Below are 18,184 nucleotides of genomic sequence, written 5' to 3'. Positions count from 1 at the left end.
GGTGATGCTGGCCTGGCAGAACTTCGCCGGCCATGACGACCCGGCCGCCGGCCTGGCGCTGGGTGACCTCGAGGTGACCTCCGTGCCCGTCGAGGACCAGTCGGCCCGCATGGACCTGGTGTTCTCCCTGGCCGAACGGTGGACCGAGCGCGGGGAGGCCGCCGGCATCGGCGGACGGGTGGAATTCCGCACCGACGTGTTCGACGCCACGACCATCGAGGCGCTGATCGGCCGCCTGCAGCGGGTCCTGACCGCGATGACCGCCGACCCCGCCCACCCGCTGTCGTCGGTGGATCTGCTCGACGAGGCCGAGCACGCCCGCCTGAATGAGCTTGGCAACCACGCGGTTTTGACCCGGCCGGCCGGCGACGCGCCGGCGTCGATTCCGGAGCTGTTCGCCGCGCAGGCCGCGCGGGCCCCGGAATCCGTGGCGCTGGTGTGCGGCGACCTGTCGGTGACCTACCGGGAACTCGACGAGGCGTCCAACCGGTTGGCGCACTGCCTGGCGTCCGCGGGCGCGGGCCCGGGACGGGTTGTGGCGCTGCTGTTTTCGCGGTCCGCCGAAGCCGTCGCGTCGATCCTGGCCGTGCTCAAAACGGGAGCGGCCTATCTGCCGATCGACCCGTCCTCGCCGGACGCGCGCATCGAATTCATGCTCGGCGACGCCACACCGGTCGCCGCGGTCACCACCGCCGATCTGGCCGAGCGGTTCGACGGTCGCGACGTGACCGTCATCGACGTCAACGATTCCCGCATCGACACCCTGCCCGAGACGGCCCTGCCGGCGCCGGGGCCGGACAACCTCGCCTACCTGATCTACACCTCGGGCACCACCGGTGTCCCCAAAGGCGTTGCGATCACTCACCGCAACGTCACCCAGCTGCTGGGATCACTGGATGCCGGGCTGCCGGCCGCGGGGGTCTGGTCGCAATGTCACTCGCTGGCGTTCGACGTCTCGGTGTGGGAGATCTTCGGCGCGCTGCTGCGCGGCGGGCGCCTGGTGGTCGTCCCCGAGGCTGTGGCGGCTTCCCCGCACGACCTGCACGACGTCCTGGTCGCCACCGGAGTCAGCGTGTTGACCCAGACCCCGTCGGCGGTGGCCATGCTCTCGCCGGAGGGGCTGGATTCGGTGTCGCTGGTGATGGCCGGCGAGGCCTGCCCGGCCGAGGTCGTCGACCAGTGGGCGCCCGGGCGGGTGATGGTCAACGCCTACGGCCCGACCGAGACCACGATGTGCGTGACGATCAGCGCGCCGCTGGCGGCCGGGATGGGACCGGTTCCCATCGGCGCCCCGGTCCCGGGGGCGGCGTTGTTCGTGCTCGACGACGCGTTGCGGCCGGTGCCGCCCGGCGTCGTCGGTGAGCTGTACGTCGCCGGATTCGGGGTGGCCGCAGGGTATATCGGCCGACCGGGCCTGACCGCGTCGCGGTTCGTCGCCTGCCCCTTCGGCGGGGACGGAACCCGCATGTATCGGACCGGCGACCTGGTCCGCTGGGACGACTCGGGATCCGGTGCGGGCCAACTGCAGTGCCTCGGCCGCGCCGACGAGCAGGTCAAGATCCGCGGCTATCGCATCGAGCTCGGCGAAATCCAGTCCGCCCTGGCCGGATTCGACGGTGTCGCGCAGGCCGTCGTCGTCGCGCGCGAAGACCGCCCCGGGGACAAGCGACTCGTCGGCTACATCTCCGGCAACGCCGACCCTGCCCGGCTGCGCGCCGCGCTGGCAGAACGACTGCCCGCCTACATGGTGCCCGCCGCGGTGGTGGCGCTCGACGCCATTCCGTTGACGCCCAATGGCAAACTCGACACGCGCTCCCTGCCCGCACCCGAATACACGGCCGGCCAGTACCGCGCCCCGACAACGCCCACCGAGGAAATCCTGGCCGGCGTCTACGCCGGGGTCCTCGGCGTCGAGCGGGTCGGGGTCGACGACTCCTTCTTCGATCTGGGCGGCGACAGCATCTCCGCGATGCGCCTGATCGCCGCGATCAACGCCAGCCTGGGCAGCGGCCTCGCCGTGCGGGCCGTGTTCGAGGCGCCCACCATCGCGCAGTTGGCGCCCCGGATCGGCGAGGGCGGCGGCGGGCTCGAGCCGTTGACGGCCGCCGAGCGTCCCGCGGTCGTGCCGCTGTCGTTCGCCCAGAACCGGCTGTGGTTCCTGGACCAATTGCAAGGACCCTCACCGGTATACAACATGGCGGCCGCGCTGCGGTTGGACGGGCCGCTCGACGCCGACGCCCTGGGCGCGGCGCTGGGCGACGTGGTGGCCCGCCATGAGAGCCTGCGGACCGTGTTCGTCGCACCCGAGGGGCTGCCGCAGCAGGTGGTGATCCCCGCCGACAAGGCAGATTTCGGGTGGGAGGTCGTCGACGCCAGCGCCTGGTCGCCCGAACAGCTGGACGAGGCGATCGGTGCCACCGCCCGCTACACCTTCGACCTGTCGGCCCAAATCCCGTTGCGGGCAGGGCTTTTCCGCATCCGCGGCGACCGGCACGTGCTGGTGGCCGTGGTGCACCACATCGCCGCCGACGGCATGTCCCTCACGCCGCTCGTCCGTGATCTGGGGATGGCATATGCCGGCCGGTGCGACGGGCACGGGCCCGACTGGGCGCCGCTGTCAGTGCAATACGTCGACTACACCCTGTGGCAGCGTGCGCAATTCGGCGACCTCGACGACGGCAACAGCCGCATCGCCGCCCAACTCGCCTACTGGGAAGACGCCCTGGCCGGCATGCCGGAACGGTTGCAGCTGCCCACCGACCGGCCCTACCCGATGGTGGCCGACCAGCGCGGCGCCACGGTGGAGATCGACTGGCCCGCCGAGCTGCAACAGCGGGTGGCCGACGTGGCGCGTCAACACAATGCCACCAGCTTCATGGTGATCCAGACCGCCCTGGTGGCGTTGCTGTCGAAGATCAGCACGAGTTCCGATGTCGCGGTGGGATTTCCGATCGCCGGTCGGCCCGACCCCGCGCTCGACGAACTGGTCGGGTTCTTCGTCAACACGCTGGTGTTGCGGGTCGATGCGGCCGGTGATCCCACCTTCGCCGAGCTGCTGTCCCAGGTGCGTCACCGCAGCCTGGCCGCCTACGAGCACCAGGACGTGCCCTTCGAGGTGCTGGTGGAGCGGCTCAACCCCGCCCGCAGCCTGACCCATCACCCGCTGATCCAGGTGATGCTGGCCTGGCAGAACTTCGCCGGGCAGGAAAGCGGCCCCGCCGCCGGGCTGTCCCTCGGCGATGTCGACGTCACACCCATACCGGTCGACACTCACACCGCCCGAATGGATTTGACGTTCTCGATGGGCGAACGCTGGAGCGACGCGGGTGAGCCCGCCGGCATCGGCGGAACCGTGGAATTCCGCACCGACGTATTCGACGCGGACAGCATCGCCGCCCTCATCGGCCGGTTGCAGCGGGTGCTGCTCGCGATGACCGCCGACCCCGCACGGGCGTTGTCGTCGGTGGATCTGCTCGACGACGCCGAACACACCCGACTGGACGACGTCGGCAACCGCGCGGCGCTCACCGGACCGGCCACCGGGACCGACTCGATCCCGGCGCTGTTCGCCGCGCAGGCGGCCCGCACCCCGGACAGCGTCGCGGTGGTGTGCGACGGACACGCGATGACCTACCGCGAGCTCGACGAGGCGTCGAACCGGCTGGCGCACCTGCTGGCCGGCCGTGGGGCGGGCCCGGGACAGGCTGTGGCGCTGCTGTTTTCACGCTCCGCCGAGGCGATCGTCTCGATCCTGGCCGTGCTGAAGACCGGGGCTGCCTACCTGCCGATCGACCCGGCGCTACCGGCCGAGCGGATCGGGTTCATGCTCTCCGACGCCGCTCCGATCGCCACGCTCACCACCGCCGATCTGGTCGAGCGGCTCGACGGCCACGAGGCCGCGGTCATCGAGGTCAACGATCCCGCCGTCGACACCCAGCCCGCGACCGCACTGCCGGCGCCGGGGCCGGACAACCTCGCCTACCTGATCTACACCTCCGGCACCACCGGTGTCCCCAAAGGCGTTGCGGTCACCCACCGCAACGTGACCCAGCTGCTGGCATCCGAGGACTCGGGCCTGCCGACCGACGGCGTGTGGTCGCAATGGCATTCGCTGGCCTTCGACGTCTCGGTCTGGGAAATCTTTGGCGCCCTGTTGCACGGCGGCCGACTGGTCGTGGTGCCCGAAACCGTGGCGCGGTCACCGGAAGACCTGCACGCATTGCTGGTGGCCGAACAGGTCAGCGTCCTCAGTCAAACCCCGTCGGCGGCCGGCGCCCTCTCACCCGCGGGCCTGGAGTCGGTCGCGCTGGTGGTCGCCGGCGAGGCCTGCCCGGCCGATCTGGTGGACCGCTGGGCTCCCGGCCGGGTGATGATCAACGCCTACGGCCCCACCGAAGCCACGGTCTACGCCGCGATCAGTGCCCCGCTTCAGGCGGGCTCACCGGGCCCAGTGCCGATCGGGTCCCCGGTGCCCGGCGGCGCGGCGTTCGTGCTCGACGAGTGGCTGCGGCCGGTGCCACCCGGCGTGATCGGCGAGCTGTATGTGGCCGGCGCCGGCGTGGCCTGCGGCTACTGGAAGCGGGCCCGCCTGACCGCGTCACGGTTCGTGGCCTGCCCCTTCGGGGCGCCCGGATCGCGCATGTACCGCACCGGCGACCTGGTGCGCTGGCGCGGGGACGGGCAGCTCGACTACCTCGGCCGCGCCGACGAGCAGGTCAAGATCCGCGGCTACCGCATCGAGCTCGGCGAGGTGCGGGCGGCGCTGTCCTGGACCGGCGGCGTCGAGCAGGCCGTCGTCGTCGCCCGCGAGGACCGGCCAGGGGACAAGCGCCTCGTCGGTTACGTCACCGGGACCGCCGACCCGGCCGCGGTGCGTGCCGCGCTGGCCGAAAGGCTGCCGGGCTACATGATTCCCGCCGCCGTCGTCGTCATGCGGGCCCTGCCGCTGACCCCCAACGGCAAGCTGGACACCCGCGCGCTGCCCGCGCCGGAATACTCCGACGCCGACCAATATCGGGCCCCCGACAACGCCGTCGAAGAAATCCTGGCCGGCATCTACGCCCAGGTGCTCGGGCTCGAGCGGGTCGGCGTCGATGACTCGTTCTTCGACCTTGGCGGGGACAGCATTTCGTCGATGCAGGTGGTGACGCGGGCGCGCACCGCCGGCCTGGTGTGCAAGACCCGCGACATCTTCGTCGAGCAGACCGTGGCCCGGCTGGCCCGGGTGGCCGAGGTGGTCGACGCCGACGCCGCGGTGCTCGACGAGGGCGTCGGGCCGGTGCAGGCCACCCCGATCATCCGTTGGCTGCACGGCGTGGAAAGCGTTGGCGGACAAGTCGATCAATTCAACCAGGCCATGCTGGTGCAGGCCCCCGCCGGGGTCACCGAGGCCGACGTGGTCACGGTGCTGCAGGCCCTGCTGGATCGCCACGCGATGCTGCGGCTGCGCGTCGACCGCTCGGGCGTCCAGGGCGCCGGCGAATGGGCGCTGACGGTGCCCGGGGCGGGCTCGGTCGATGCCACCCAGTGCCTGCACGTCGTGGACGAGTTGACCGACGCGGCGGTTATCGAAGCGCGGTCGCGGCTGAACCCGGCCGCCGGCGTGATGCTCAGCGCGCTGTGGGCCAGCGCCACCGGGCAGCTCGTGGTCATCGTCCACCACCTCGCCGTCGACGGTGTTTCCTGGCGGATCCTGTTGCAGGACTTGAACATCGCCTGGGCCCAGCATCACAGCGGGCAGCCGGTCGAACTGCCCGCCGCGGGCACCTCGTTTGCCCGGTGGTCGTCGCAGCTGGCCCGGCATGCGCACCACCCCGACGTCGTCGATCAGGCGGACACCTGGGCGAAGGTGGCGGCGACGCCGCCGGCGCTGCCGGCGCTCCGCCCCGACGCGGACACCTTCGCCACGGCCCGACACCTCGTTACGGAGCTGGACGCCCAGACCACCGGCATGCTGCTCGGCGAGGTTCCGGCGGCGTTCCACGCCGGCGTCCAAGACATCCTGCTGATCGCGTTCGCGTTGGCGTGCGCGGAATTCCGCGGCGGCCGCGCGCCCATCGGCATCGACGTCGAGGGCCACGGCCGGCACGAGGAACTGGGCCGCGACATCGACCTGTCCCACACCGTCGGCTGGTTCACCACGAAATACCCGACGGCTCTGAACGTGGGCGGCGTCTCCTGGGGGCAGGTCGTCGCCGGCGGGACCGAGCTGGGCGCCGCACTCAAAGACGCCAAGGAACAGCTCCGCGCGCTGCCGGACCCGCTGACCTATGGGCTGCTGCGCTACCTCAACCCCGAGGTCGACCTGGACGGCGCCGAACCACCGATCGGGTTCAACTACCTGGGACGCCAGGGCGGTACGGGCGAGCTCACCGCGGACATGTGGCGGCCCGTGCCCGACGGCGGGTCGGTCACCCGCGCCGCCGCGACGATAGCCATGCCGCTGATGCACACCCTCGAACTCAACGCGGTCACCGTCGACTCCGCGGAAGGTCCGCGCCTGCACGCCAACTGGACCTGGGCGCCGTCGGCGCTCGACGACGAACAGATCACCCGGCTGAGCCGGCTGTGGTTCGAGGCCCTGGGCGGCATCTGCGCCCACGTGCGCTCCGGCGGCGGCGGATTGACGCCGTCGGACATCGCGCCCGCGCGCCTGAGCCAACAGCAGCTCGATCAGCTTGCGGGCCAACACCATATCGCCGACGTCCTGGCGTTGACCCCGGTCCAGCAGGGGCTGCTGTTCCACGCCAACACCGCACCGGCGACCGACGATCTGTATGCGGGACAGCTGAACATCAGCCTCGCCGGGCCGCTCGACCCGAACCGCCTGCGCGACGCGGTGCGCACCGTGATCGCCCGGCATCCGAACCTGGTGGCCCGCTTCTGCGACCGCTACGACGAGCCGGTCCAGATGATCCCGGCCGACCCCGCGCCGGCCTGGCGGTACCTCGAGCTGGATGGCACCGACACCGACGAGCAGATTCAGCGCCTCTGCGCCGCCGAACGCGCGGCCGTCTGCGGCGACCTCGCCGAGCAGCCCGCGTTCCGGGTGGCGTTGGTGCGCACCGCATCCGAGCGCTATCGGCTGGTGCTGAGCAATCACCACATCGTGCTCGACGGCTGGTCGATGCCGATCCTGCTGGGCGAGATCTTCGCCGGCTATTACGGGCAGCGGCTTCCGCCCGCGGCGCCCTACCGCAGCTTCGTCAGCTGGCTGGGCGAACGTGACCTCGACGCCGCCCGCGCGGCCTGGGGCGAGGTGTTCGCCGGCTTCGACACCCCCACCCTGGTCGGCCCCCAGGACCGGGCGGAGCTCGGGCGGCAAAGCGTCGAGACGTTCACGCTGCCCGCCGACCTCACCCAAGCCGTCGGCGACCTGGCGCGGTCGCACCACACCACCGTCAACACGGTGCTGCAGGCCGCCTTCGCGCAACTGCTGTGCGGCCTGACCGGCCAACGCGATGTCGTCTTCGGCACCACGGTGTCGGGCCGCCCCGCCGAAATCGCCGGCGCGGACACGATGGTGGGCCTGCTGATCAACACCGTGCCGGTGCGGGCGAACATCGGCGCCGCCACCACCACCGCCGATCTGCTGGACCAACTGCAGGGCGCGTACAACCACACGCTCGACCACCAGCACCTGGCGCTCAACGAGATTCACCGCATCACCGGACAGGACACCCTGTTCGACACCCTGTTCGCCTACGAGAACTATCCGATCGACGCCAGCGCGCTGTCGGGCAACCACGAACTCGCCGTCACCGACATCACCAGCAGGGAGTCCACCCACTACCCGTTGACGGTGCAGGCCCAGCCCGGACGCGAGATGCGCCTCCAAGTCGAGTACGACACAGACGTTTTCGACGCGGCACGGATCGCAACGCTGATCGAACGGCTGCGGCGGGTGCTGATCGTCATGACCAGCGACCCCGCGCGGCGGCTGTCGTCGATCGACGTGCTCGAGCCCGCCGAACACGACCGGCTGGACGCGTGGGGCGACCGGGCGATCCTGACCCGGGCCGGCACGGCGGCGTCCATCCCGGAGTTGTTCGCCGCCCAGGTGGCGCGCACCCCGCGCGCGCCGGCGGTGACGTTCGAGGGCCGGTCGATGACCTACCGCGAACTCGACGAGCGCTCGAACCGGTTGGCGCACTTGCTGGTTGACCGTGGCGTTGGCCCCGGCGAGTCCGTGGCGCTGTTGTTCGGCCGGTCGGCCGACGCGATCGTCGCCATCCTGGCGGTGCTGAAGACCGGCGCGGCCTACCTGCCGATCGACCCGGCCCTGCCGGCGGCCCGCATCGATTTCATGCTCGGCGATACCGCACCCATGGCCGCGCTCACCGTCGCCGCCCTGGCCGACCAGCTCGACGCCCACCACCTGATGGTCATCGACATCCACGACCGCGGCCTGGCCCGCCGGCCCGCCACCGCGCTCCCGGCTCCGGCGCCCGAACACGTCGCGCACATCATCTACACCTCCGGTACCACCGGTGTGCCCAAAGGCGTTGCGGTCAGCCACCACAACGTGACCCGGCTGTTCGACGCGCAGGCCGTCGGCGTCGAGTTGTCGGCGGACCAGGTGTGGACGCAGTTCCATTCGTATGCCTTCGACTTCTCGGTGTGGGAGATCTGGGGTGCGCTGCTGCACGGCGGGCGACTCGTCGTGGTGCCCGATTCGGTGGCCCGCTCGCCGATGGACTTCCACGCCCTGCTGGTCGCCGAGAAGGTCACCGTCTTGAGCCAAACCCCCTCGGCGGTGCGGATGCTGTCGCCGCAGGGATTGGACTCCGCGGCGCTGGTGATCGGCGCGGAGCCCTGCCCACCGGAACTGGTGGACCGCTGGGCGCCCGGGCGGGTGATGGTCAACGTCTACGGCCCAACGGAAGCCACGATCTTCTCGTCGACGAGCACACCGTTGAGTGCGGGCTCGGGCGCACCCCCGATCGGCTCGCCCGTCCCCGGGGCCGCCTTGTTCGTGCTCGACGGGTGGCTGCGCCCGGTGCCGCCCGGCGTGGTCGGCGAGCTGTACGTCGCCGGCCGCGGCGTCGGATACGGGTACGTGCGCCGCGCCGGGCTCACCGCGTCACGGTTCGTGGCCTGCCCGTTCGGCGAGCCGGGATCGCGCATGTATCGCACCGGCGACCTGGTGCGCTGGGGCGACTCCAGATCCGGTGAGGGCCAGCTGCAGTACGTCGGCCGCGCCGACGAGCAGGTCAAGATCCGCGGCTACCGCATCGAGGTCGGCGAGGTGCGCTCGGCGCTGGCCGCGCTCGACGGGGTGGACGAGGCCGTCGTCGTCGCCCGCGAGGACCGGCCCGGCGACAAGCGCCTCGTCGGCTACATCACCGGCACCGCCGACCCGGCCGTCCTGCGCACCCAGCTGGCCGAGCGGTTGCCGACCTACATGATCCCGGCGGCCGTGGTGGCGCTCGAGGCGCTGCCGATGACCGTCAACGGCAAGCTCGACACCCGCGCCCTGCCCGCGCCGGAATACTCCGCCGCCGGGTACCGCTCGCCGACCACCCCCACCGAGGAGATCCTGGCCGGCATCTACGCCCACGTGCTCGGAGTCGAGCGGGTCGGGGTCGACGACTCCTTCTTCGACCTCGGCGGCGACAGCATCTCGGCGATGCGCGTCATCGCGGCGATCAACAGCGCCATGGACACCGGCGTTCCGGTGCGCGTCATCTTCGAGGCGCCCACCGTCGCCCAGCTGGCGCCGCGCATCGGTGAGGACACGGGCCGGCTGGACCCGCTGGTGGCGGGCGCCCGGCCGGCGGTGATCCCGCTGTCGTTCGCCCAGAGCCGGCTGTGGTTCCTCGACCAGCTGCAGGGACCGTCCCCGGTCTACAACATGGCCGCGGCGCTGCGGATGCACGGGCGGCTCGACGCGCAGGCCCTCGGCGCGGCGCTGGCCGACGTCGTGGCGCGTCACGAGAGCCTGCGGACGGTGTTCGCCGCACCCGGGGGAACACCCCAGCAGGTGGTGATCCCGGCCGAGCGGGCCGATCTCAGCTGGCGGACCGTCGACGCCCGCAGGTGGTCGGCCGGCCGACTGCGCGACGCCATCGACGTCGCCGCCGCCGAAACGTTCGACCTGGCGACCCAAATCCCGTTGCGCGCTTCGCTTTTCCGCGTCGCCGAGGACGAACACGTGCTGGTGGCCGTGGTGCACCACATCGCCGCGGACGGCTGGTCGCTGCGCCCGCTGGTGCGTGACCTGGGCCTGGCGTACGCCAGCCGGTCTGCCGGGCGGGCCCCCGACTGGGAGCCGCTGCCGGTGCAATACGTCGACTACACCCTGTGGCAGCGCGACCAGTTCGGCGAGCTCGCCGACAGCGGCAGCCGCATCGCCGCGCAGCTCGCCTACTGGCAGGAGGCGCTGGCCGGCATGCCCGAGCGGCTGCAGCTGCCCACCGACCGGCCCTACCCGCAGATCGCCGATCAGCGCGGGGCGGCCGTCGAGGTGGACTGGCCGGCGGACCTGCAGCAGCAGGTCGCCGGGCTGGCCCGCGAGTACAACTCCACCAGCTTCATGGTGGTGCAGGCCGCCCTGGCGGTGCTGCTGTCCAAGATCAGCGCCAGCACCGACGTGGCCGTCGGCTTCCCGATCGCCGGGCGGCGCGACCCCGCGCTCGACGAGCTGGTCGGCTTCTTCGTCAACACCCTGGTGCTCCGCGTCGACCTGGCCGGCGATCCCAGCTTCACCGACCTGCTGGCCCGGGTGCGCGCCCGCAGCCTCGAGGCTTTCGAGCACCAAGACGTGCCGTTCGAGGTGCTGGTCGAACGGCTCAACCCGGTGCGCAGCCTGAGCCATCACCCGCTGGTGCAGGTGATGCTGGCCTGGCAGAACTTCGCCGGCCAGGACGGCGACCCCGGGGCCGGGCTGGCCCTCGGCGACGTGCGGGTCAGCTCGATCCCGCTAAACACCCAGGTGGCCCGCATGGACCTGGTGTTCTCGCTGGCCGAACGCTGGACCGAGGGCGACGAGCCCGCCGGGATCGGCGGGCGGGTCGAGTTCCGCACCGACGTGTTCGACGCCGACAGCATCCGGACGTTGATCGGGCGGCTCGAGCGGGTCCTGACGGCGATGACCGCCGATCCCACCCGCGCGATGTCGTCGGTGGACCTGCTCGACGCGGCTGAGCACGCCCGCCTCGACGCCCTCGGCAACCGCGCGGCCCTGACCGCCCCCGCGACCACGGACGCGTCGGTTCCGGCGCTGTTCGCCGAGCAGGCGGCGCGCACCCCCGACGCGGTGGCGCTGAGCGACCAGGGCCGCTCGTGGACCTACCGCGAGCTCGACGAGGCCGCCAACCGCGTGGCGCACCGGCTGGCCGGCTTCGGCGTGGGCCCCGGCGAGCGGGTGGCCCTGTTGTTCGGCCGTTCGGCCGACGCGATCATCGCGATCCTGGCGGTGCTCAAGGCCGGCGCCGCGTACCTGCCGATCGACCCCGGGCTGCCGGCCGAGCGGATCGGGTTCATGCTCTCCGACGCAGCGCCGATGGCCGCGATCAGCACCGGCGATCTGGCCGCGCGGCTGCGCGGGCATCACGTCGTCGTCCTCGACATGAACGACCCCGCGATCGACGCCCAGCCGGCCACCGCGCTGCCGGCGCCGAGCGCGGACGACATCGCCTACCTGATCTACACGTCGGGCACCACCGGTGTGCCTAAAGGCGTTGCGGTGAGCCACCGTAACGTCGCCCAGCTCCTGGCATCCGGGGACTCGGGCCTGCCGCGCAGCGGCGTGTGGTCGCAGTGGCACTCGCTGGCCTTCGACGTCTCGGTCTGGGAGATCTTCGGCGCGCTGCTGCATGGCGGGCGGCTCGTGGTCATCCCCGACTCGGTGGTGCGGTCCCCGCAGGACTTCCACGCGCTGCTGGTCGACGAACAGGTCGACGTCATCAGTCAGACGCCGTCGGCGGCGGGCGTCCTGTCGCCCGAGGGGCTCGAATCGGCGACCCTGGTGGTCGCCGGGGAGGCCTGTCCGACGGAGCTGGTGGACCGGTGGGCGTCGGGCCGGGCGATGATCAACGCCTACGGCCCGACGGAGGCGACGGTGTACGCGGCGGTCAGCGCGCCGCTCAAGTCCGGATCGAACGTCGTTCCCATCGGGTCGCCGGTGCCCGGCGCGGGCCTGTTCGTGCTGGACGAATCCCTGCGGCCGGTCCCGCGAGGCGTCGTCGGGGAGCTCTACGTGGCCGGCGCCGGCGTGGCCTGCGGCTACTGGCGCCGGGCCGGGCTCACCGCGTCGCGCTTCGTGGCCTGCCCCTTCGGGGCGCCCGGATCGCGCATGTATCGGACCGGGGACCTGGTGTGCTGGGGCACTTCAGGATCGGGCGACGGCCAGCTGCAGTACCTCGGCCGCGCCGACGACCAGGTCAAGATCCGCGGCTACCGCATCGAGCTCGGCGAGGTGCGTTCGGCCCTGGCCGCCCTCGACGGGGTGGACCAGGCCGCCGTCGTCGCGCGCGAGGACCGTCCCGGCGACAAGCGCCTGGTCGGCTACGTCACCGGGGCAGCGGACCCGGCCGAGCTCCGCGCCCGGCTGAGCGATCACCTGCCGGCGTACATGGTCCCGGCGGCCGTCGTGTCGCTCGACGCGCTGCCGCTGACACCCAACGGCAAGCTCGACGCGCGGGCCCTCCCGTCACCCGAATACACCGACGCCGATCGCTATCGCGCGCCCGAGACCACGGTCGAGGAGACCCTAGCCGGCATCTACGCCCAGGTCCTGGGCGTCGAGCGGGTCGGGGCCGACGACTCCTTCTTCGACCTCGGCGGGGACAGCATCTCCTCGATGCAGGTGGTGACCCGGGCCCGGGCCGCCGGCCTGGCGGTGCGGACCCGCGACATCTTCACCGAGCAGACCGTGGCCCGGCTGGCGCGGGTGGCCGTCGCGGCCGACGGCGGGGACGGCGTGGTCGACGAGGGCACCGGAGCGATCACCGCCACCCCGATCATCCGCTGGCTGCGCAGCCTGGAAAGGGCAGGCGGCCCGGTCGACCAGTTCAACCAGACGATGGTGCTGCAGGCGCCCGCCGGGGTCACCGAGGCCGACGTGGTGACCGTGTTGCAGGCTCTGCTGGATCGGCACGCCATGCTGCGGCTGCGCGTCGACGAGGACGCCGGCGAGTGGTCGCTCCAGGTGCCCGAGCCGGGTTCGGTGGACGCCGCCCAGCGGGTGCTCTCGGTGGACGAACTGTCCGACGCGGCGGTCATCGAGGCGCGATCGCGGCTGAACCCGGCCGCCGGGGTGATGCTCAGCGCGCTCTGGGTCACCCCCACCCGCCGGCTGGTGCTGATCGTTCACCACCTGGCCGTCGACGGGGTCTCCTGGCGCGTCCTGCTGGAAGACCTCAACATCGCCTGGGGCCAGCACCATCACGGGCAGCCGGTGGCGCTGCCCGCGGGCGGCACCTCGTTCGCCCGCTGGGCCGCGCTGCTGGCCGAACACGCGCAGGCGCCCGCGGTCGTCGGACGGGCCGACGCCTGGCGGCGGGTGGCGGCGACCCCGCCCGCGCTGCCGGCCGTGCGCCCCGGCCTGGACACCTACGAGACCGCCGAGAACCTGTCCGTGACGCTGGACGCCGAGACCACCCGCACGCTGCTCGGCGCTGCGCCGGCCGCCTTCCACGCCGGGGTCAACGACATCCTGCTCGTCGGCTTCGCCCTGGCCTGGGCCGAGTTCCTCGGCAACGTGGGGGCCCCGATCGGCATCGACGTCGAGGGCCACGGCCGCCACGAGGACCTGGCCGCCGGCGTGGACCTGTCGCGGACCGTGGGCTGGTTCACCACCAAATACCCGGTGGCCCTCAACGTGGACGGCCTGTCCTGGGCGGACGTCGTGGCCGGCGCGCCGATCCTGGGCGGGCTGCTCAAAGACGCCAAGGAGCAGCTGCGCGCCCTGCCCGACCCGCTGACCTACGGGTTGCTGCGCTACCTCAACGACGACGTCAACCTGGACGGCTCCGACCCGACGATCGGGTTCAACTACCTCGGCCGGCTCGGCGGAGCAGCGGCCGAGCTCACCGACGAGCTGTGGCGGGTCAGCCGGGACGGTTCGTCGGCCACCGCCGCCAGCACCGCGGTGCCCATGCCGCTGATGCACACCGTGGACCTCAACGCCGGCACCATGGACACCGAGGACGGCCCCCAGCTGCACGCCACCTGGACGTGGGCGCCCTCCGCGCTCGACCGCGAGCAGGTGGCCCGGTTGAGCACGCTGTGGTTCGAGGCGCTGGCCGGCATCTGCGCGCACGTGCGCGACGGCGGCGGCGGATTGACCCCGACGGATGTCGTGCCGGCCCGGCTGGACCAGCCGCAGATCGACCAGCTCGAGCGGCGCCACCGGATCGCCGACATCCTGCCGCTGACCCCGTTGCAGGAGGGGCTGCTCTTCCACGCCAACACCACCCGCGGTGACGATCACCTCTACGTGGTCCAGCTGGACCTCAGCCTGGCCGGTCCGATCGAGCGCGACCGGCTGCGCGACGCGATGCACACGGTCATCGGCCGGCACCCGCACCTCGTCGCCCGGTTCTGCGACCAGTTCGACGAGCCGGTGCAGATCATCCCGGCCGACCCGGCGATGGTCTGGCGCTACCTCGAGGTCGCGGCCAACGGATCCGAGCCCGAGGAGCGGATCCAACGCCTGTGCGCGGCCGAACGCGCCGCCGTCTACGACCTGGCCGACGAGCCCGCCGTGCGGGCGGTGCTGATCCGGACGGCGCACGACCGGCACCGGCTGGTGCTCACCATCCATCACATCGTGCTCGACGGCTGGTCGGTCCCGATCCTGCTGAACGAGACGTTCGCCTGCTACACCGGGCAGCGCCTCCCCGCGGCCCCGCCCTACCGCAGGTTCGTGACCTGGCTGGCCGAGCGCGACCTCGACGCCGCGCGCGCGGCCTGGGCCGGGGTGTTCGCCGGCTTCGACACCCCGACGCTCGTCGGGCCGCCGCTTCAGCTCGAGCCCGGTGCCCGCGGCGTCCAGTCGTTCGCGGTCTCCGCCGAGATCACCGCCGCGCTCAGCGAGCTGGCCCGCTCCAGCCGCACCACCGTCAGCACCGTGCTCCACGCCGCGTGGGCGCAGCTGCTGTCGTGGCTGACCGGCCAGCACGACGTCGCCTTCGGCACCACCGTCTCCGGCAGGCCCGCCGAGGTGCCCGGCGCCGACTCGATGGTCGGCCTGATGATCAACACCGTCCCGGTGCGCGCGCGCATCACGGCGGCGACCACCGCGGCCGACCTGCTCGCCCAGTTGCAAAGCGCGAACACCGACACGCTCGATCACCAGCACCTCGCGCTGAGCGAGATCCACCGAATCACCGGTCAGGACAAGCTGTTCGACACCCTGTTCGCCTACGAGAACTACCCGCTGGACACTTCGGCGATGGCCGTCGACCACGAACTGGGCATCACCGACGTCAACATGTTCGAGCGCAACCACTACCCGTTGACGATGCAGGCCGCGCTGTCCGGCGAGGAACTCGGCCTTCGGGTCGAATACGACGCCGACGTCTTCGACGCGCAGACCATCGGCGCGCTGAGGGAGCGGCTCGAGCGGGTGCTGGTCGCGATGACCGCCGATCCGGCCCGGCCGCTCTCGTCGGTGGACCTGCTCGACGCGTCCGAACACGCTCGCCTCGACGAGGTCGGCAACCGGGCGGTCCTGGCCCGGGCGGCACTCGAATTCCCGTCGATTCCGGCGTTGTTCGACGCGGACGCCGCCGGGACGCCGGACGCGGTGGCGGTCCGCTGGGGCGACCTGTCGATGACCTACCGCGAACTCGACGACGCCGCCACCCGGCTGGCGCACCTACTGGCCGGTCATGGTGCGGGCCCGGGACAGTCTGTGGCGCTGCTGTTTTCACGCTCGCCGCAGGCGATCGTCGCGATCCTGGCGGTGCTCAAGACCGGTGCGGCGTACCTGCCGATCGACCCGGCGGCACCCGCCACCCGGATCAGGTTCATGCTCGAGGATTCCGCGCCGGTCGCGGCCGTCACCACCACGGGCCTGCGCTCGCGGCTGGACGGGTGCGACGTCACCGTCATCGACATCGAGGACGCACAGACCGATACCGCAGTGGGCACGCCGTTGCCGGCGCCCCCGCCCGACGGCGTCGCCTACATCATCTACACCTCGGGCACCACCGGAGTCCCCAAAGGCGTTGCGGTGACTCATCGTAACGTGACGCAGCTGCTGGAGACGCTGGACGCGGGCCTGCCGCGCGCGGGCGTGTGGACGCAAAGCCACTCGTACGCCTTCGACGTCTCGGTGTGGGAGATCTTCGGCGCGCTGCTGCGCGGGGGGCGGGTGGTGGTCGTGCCCGAGTCGGTGGCGCGCTCCCCGCACGACTTCCACGACCTGCTGGCCACCGAACGGGTCAGCGTGCTGACCCAGACCCCCTCGGCGGTGGCGATGCTTTCCCATGAGGGCCTGGACTCGGTGTCGCTGGTGGTGGTGGGGGAGGCCTGCCCGCCCGAGGTCGTGGACCGCTGGGCGCCGGGGCGGGTGATGGTCAACGCCTACGGCCCGACCGAGACGACGATGTGCGTGGCGATCAGCGCGCCCCTGACGGCGGGATCCGGGACGCCGCCGATCGGTTCGCCGGTGCCCGGCGCGGCGCTGTTCGTGCTCGACGCGTGGTTGCGTCCCGTGCCCGCGGGCGTCGTGGGGGACCTGTACGTCGCCGGCGACGGGGTCGCCGCGGGATATGTCGGCCGGTCCGGGCTGACCGCGTCGCGGTTCGTGGCCTGCCCGTTCGGGGCGCCCGGGTCGCGCATGTATCGCACCGGGGACCTGGTGTGCTGGGGAACGGACGGGCAGCTGCAATACCTGGGCCGGGCCGACGAGCAGGTCAAGATCCGCGGCTACCGCATCGAGCTCGGCGAAGTCCAGACCGCGCTGGCCGCACTGGATGACGTCGACCGGGCGGTGGTGATCGCCCGCGAGGACCGCGCCGGCGACAAACGCCTGGTGGGTTACATCACCGGAACCGCCGACCCCGGCGAGGCGCGCACCGCGCTGGCCCAACGCCTGCCGGGCTACATGGTGCCCGCGGCCGTGGTCGGGCTCGACGCGATGCCGTTGACACCCAACGGCAAACTCGACGCCCGCGCCCTGCCCGCGCCGGAGTACACCGGCAGCGGGTACCGGGCCCCGTCGAGCGCCCTCGAGGAGGCGCTGGCCGCGACCTATGCCCACGTGCTCGGCGTGGAGCGGGTCGGGGTCGACGACTCGTTCTTCGACCTGGGCGGCGACAGCATCTCCGCGATGCGCCTGATCGCCGCGATCAACACCGGGCTGGGCGCCGAGCTGCCGGTGCGGACGTTGTTCGACGCGCCCACGGTGAGGGCGCTGAGTCAGCGACTGCGCACGCCCGCGACGGACGCCGAAGAGCTGGTCCCGGTGCAGACCCTGAAGCAGGGGGCCGGCGGTGTTCCGCTGTTCTGCGTGCATCCCGCCGGCGGGGTGAGCTGGCCGTATCAGGTTCTCGGAAACCACCTCGACTGCCCGATCGTCGGGATTCAGCAGCTCCCGCGCAACGGCGACGCGGGCCCGCGGTCGATCCGGGCGATGGCGCAGACCTATGCCGGCCGGATCCAGGACGCCTATCCCGGCGGGCCCTACAACATTTTGGGCTGGTCGTTCGGTGGGGTCGTGGCGCACGAGATCGCCATCGAGCTGCAGCGGCGCGGATGCGAGATCGGGTGCCTGATCCTGCTCGACGCCCAACCCAACCTCGACGGAGGCGCCGCCCTGGGCGAGCACGCCCTGGGCGAGCAGCGGGTGCTCGAAGAAGTGTTGCGGGCCAACGACATTGGCCGTGGCGATGAAGACGGACAGGCCGAAGAAGGCCGGCCGCGCAGCAAACCGCTCTTCGAGCTGCTGCTGGGGAACCTCGACGACAACATCGAGCTCTATCGCCGCCACGAGCCCGGGCGCTTCGAGGGGGAGGTCACCGTGTTTTCCGCGGCCCGCGACGGCGGCGATCGCGGCGCGCAGCTGTCGCGATCGTGGGCGCCCTACGCGTCCGGCGACATCCGGGTGCACCCGATCGACTGCACGCACCACGAGATGCTGACCGCCGAATCGGTCGCGATGTACGGCGAACGACTCCGCCACCTTCTCCGCGCGGCGGTGCGAGCCACCTCACACTCGCGCCGATCGCGGTGA

Annotated in this window: 1 protein-coding gene (cut by a window edge); it reads left to right on the top strand. The window is 72.0% G+C overall.

Features of this window, described 5'->3' with window-relative positions:
• Positions 1–18,184, top strand: the 3' portion of a protein-coding gene (locus AC0KS4_RS12105; protein ID WP_238955956.1) for a non-ribosomal peptide synthase/polyketide synthase. It extends 13,121 nt beyond the left edge of the window; the window shows 18,184 of its 31,305 coding nt (coding positions 13,122–31,305); its start codon lies off the left edge, out of view; the stop codon is at positions 18,182–18,184.

It is taken from the genome of Mycobacterium sp. NTMscope_MAC_12 (assembly GCF_976985675.1).
The sequence above is the reverse complement of the archived record's forward strand: the minus strand, read 5'-3'. Positions and strand labels throughout refer to the sequence as shown.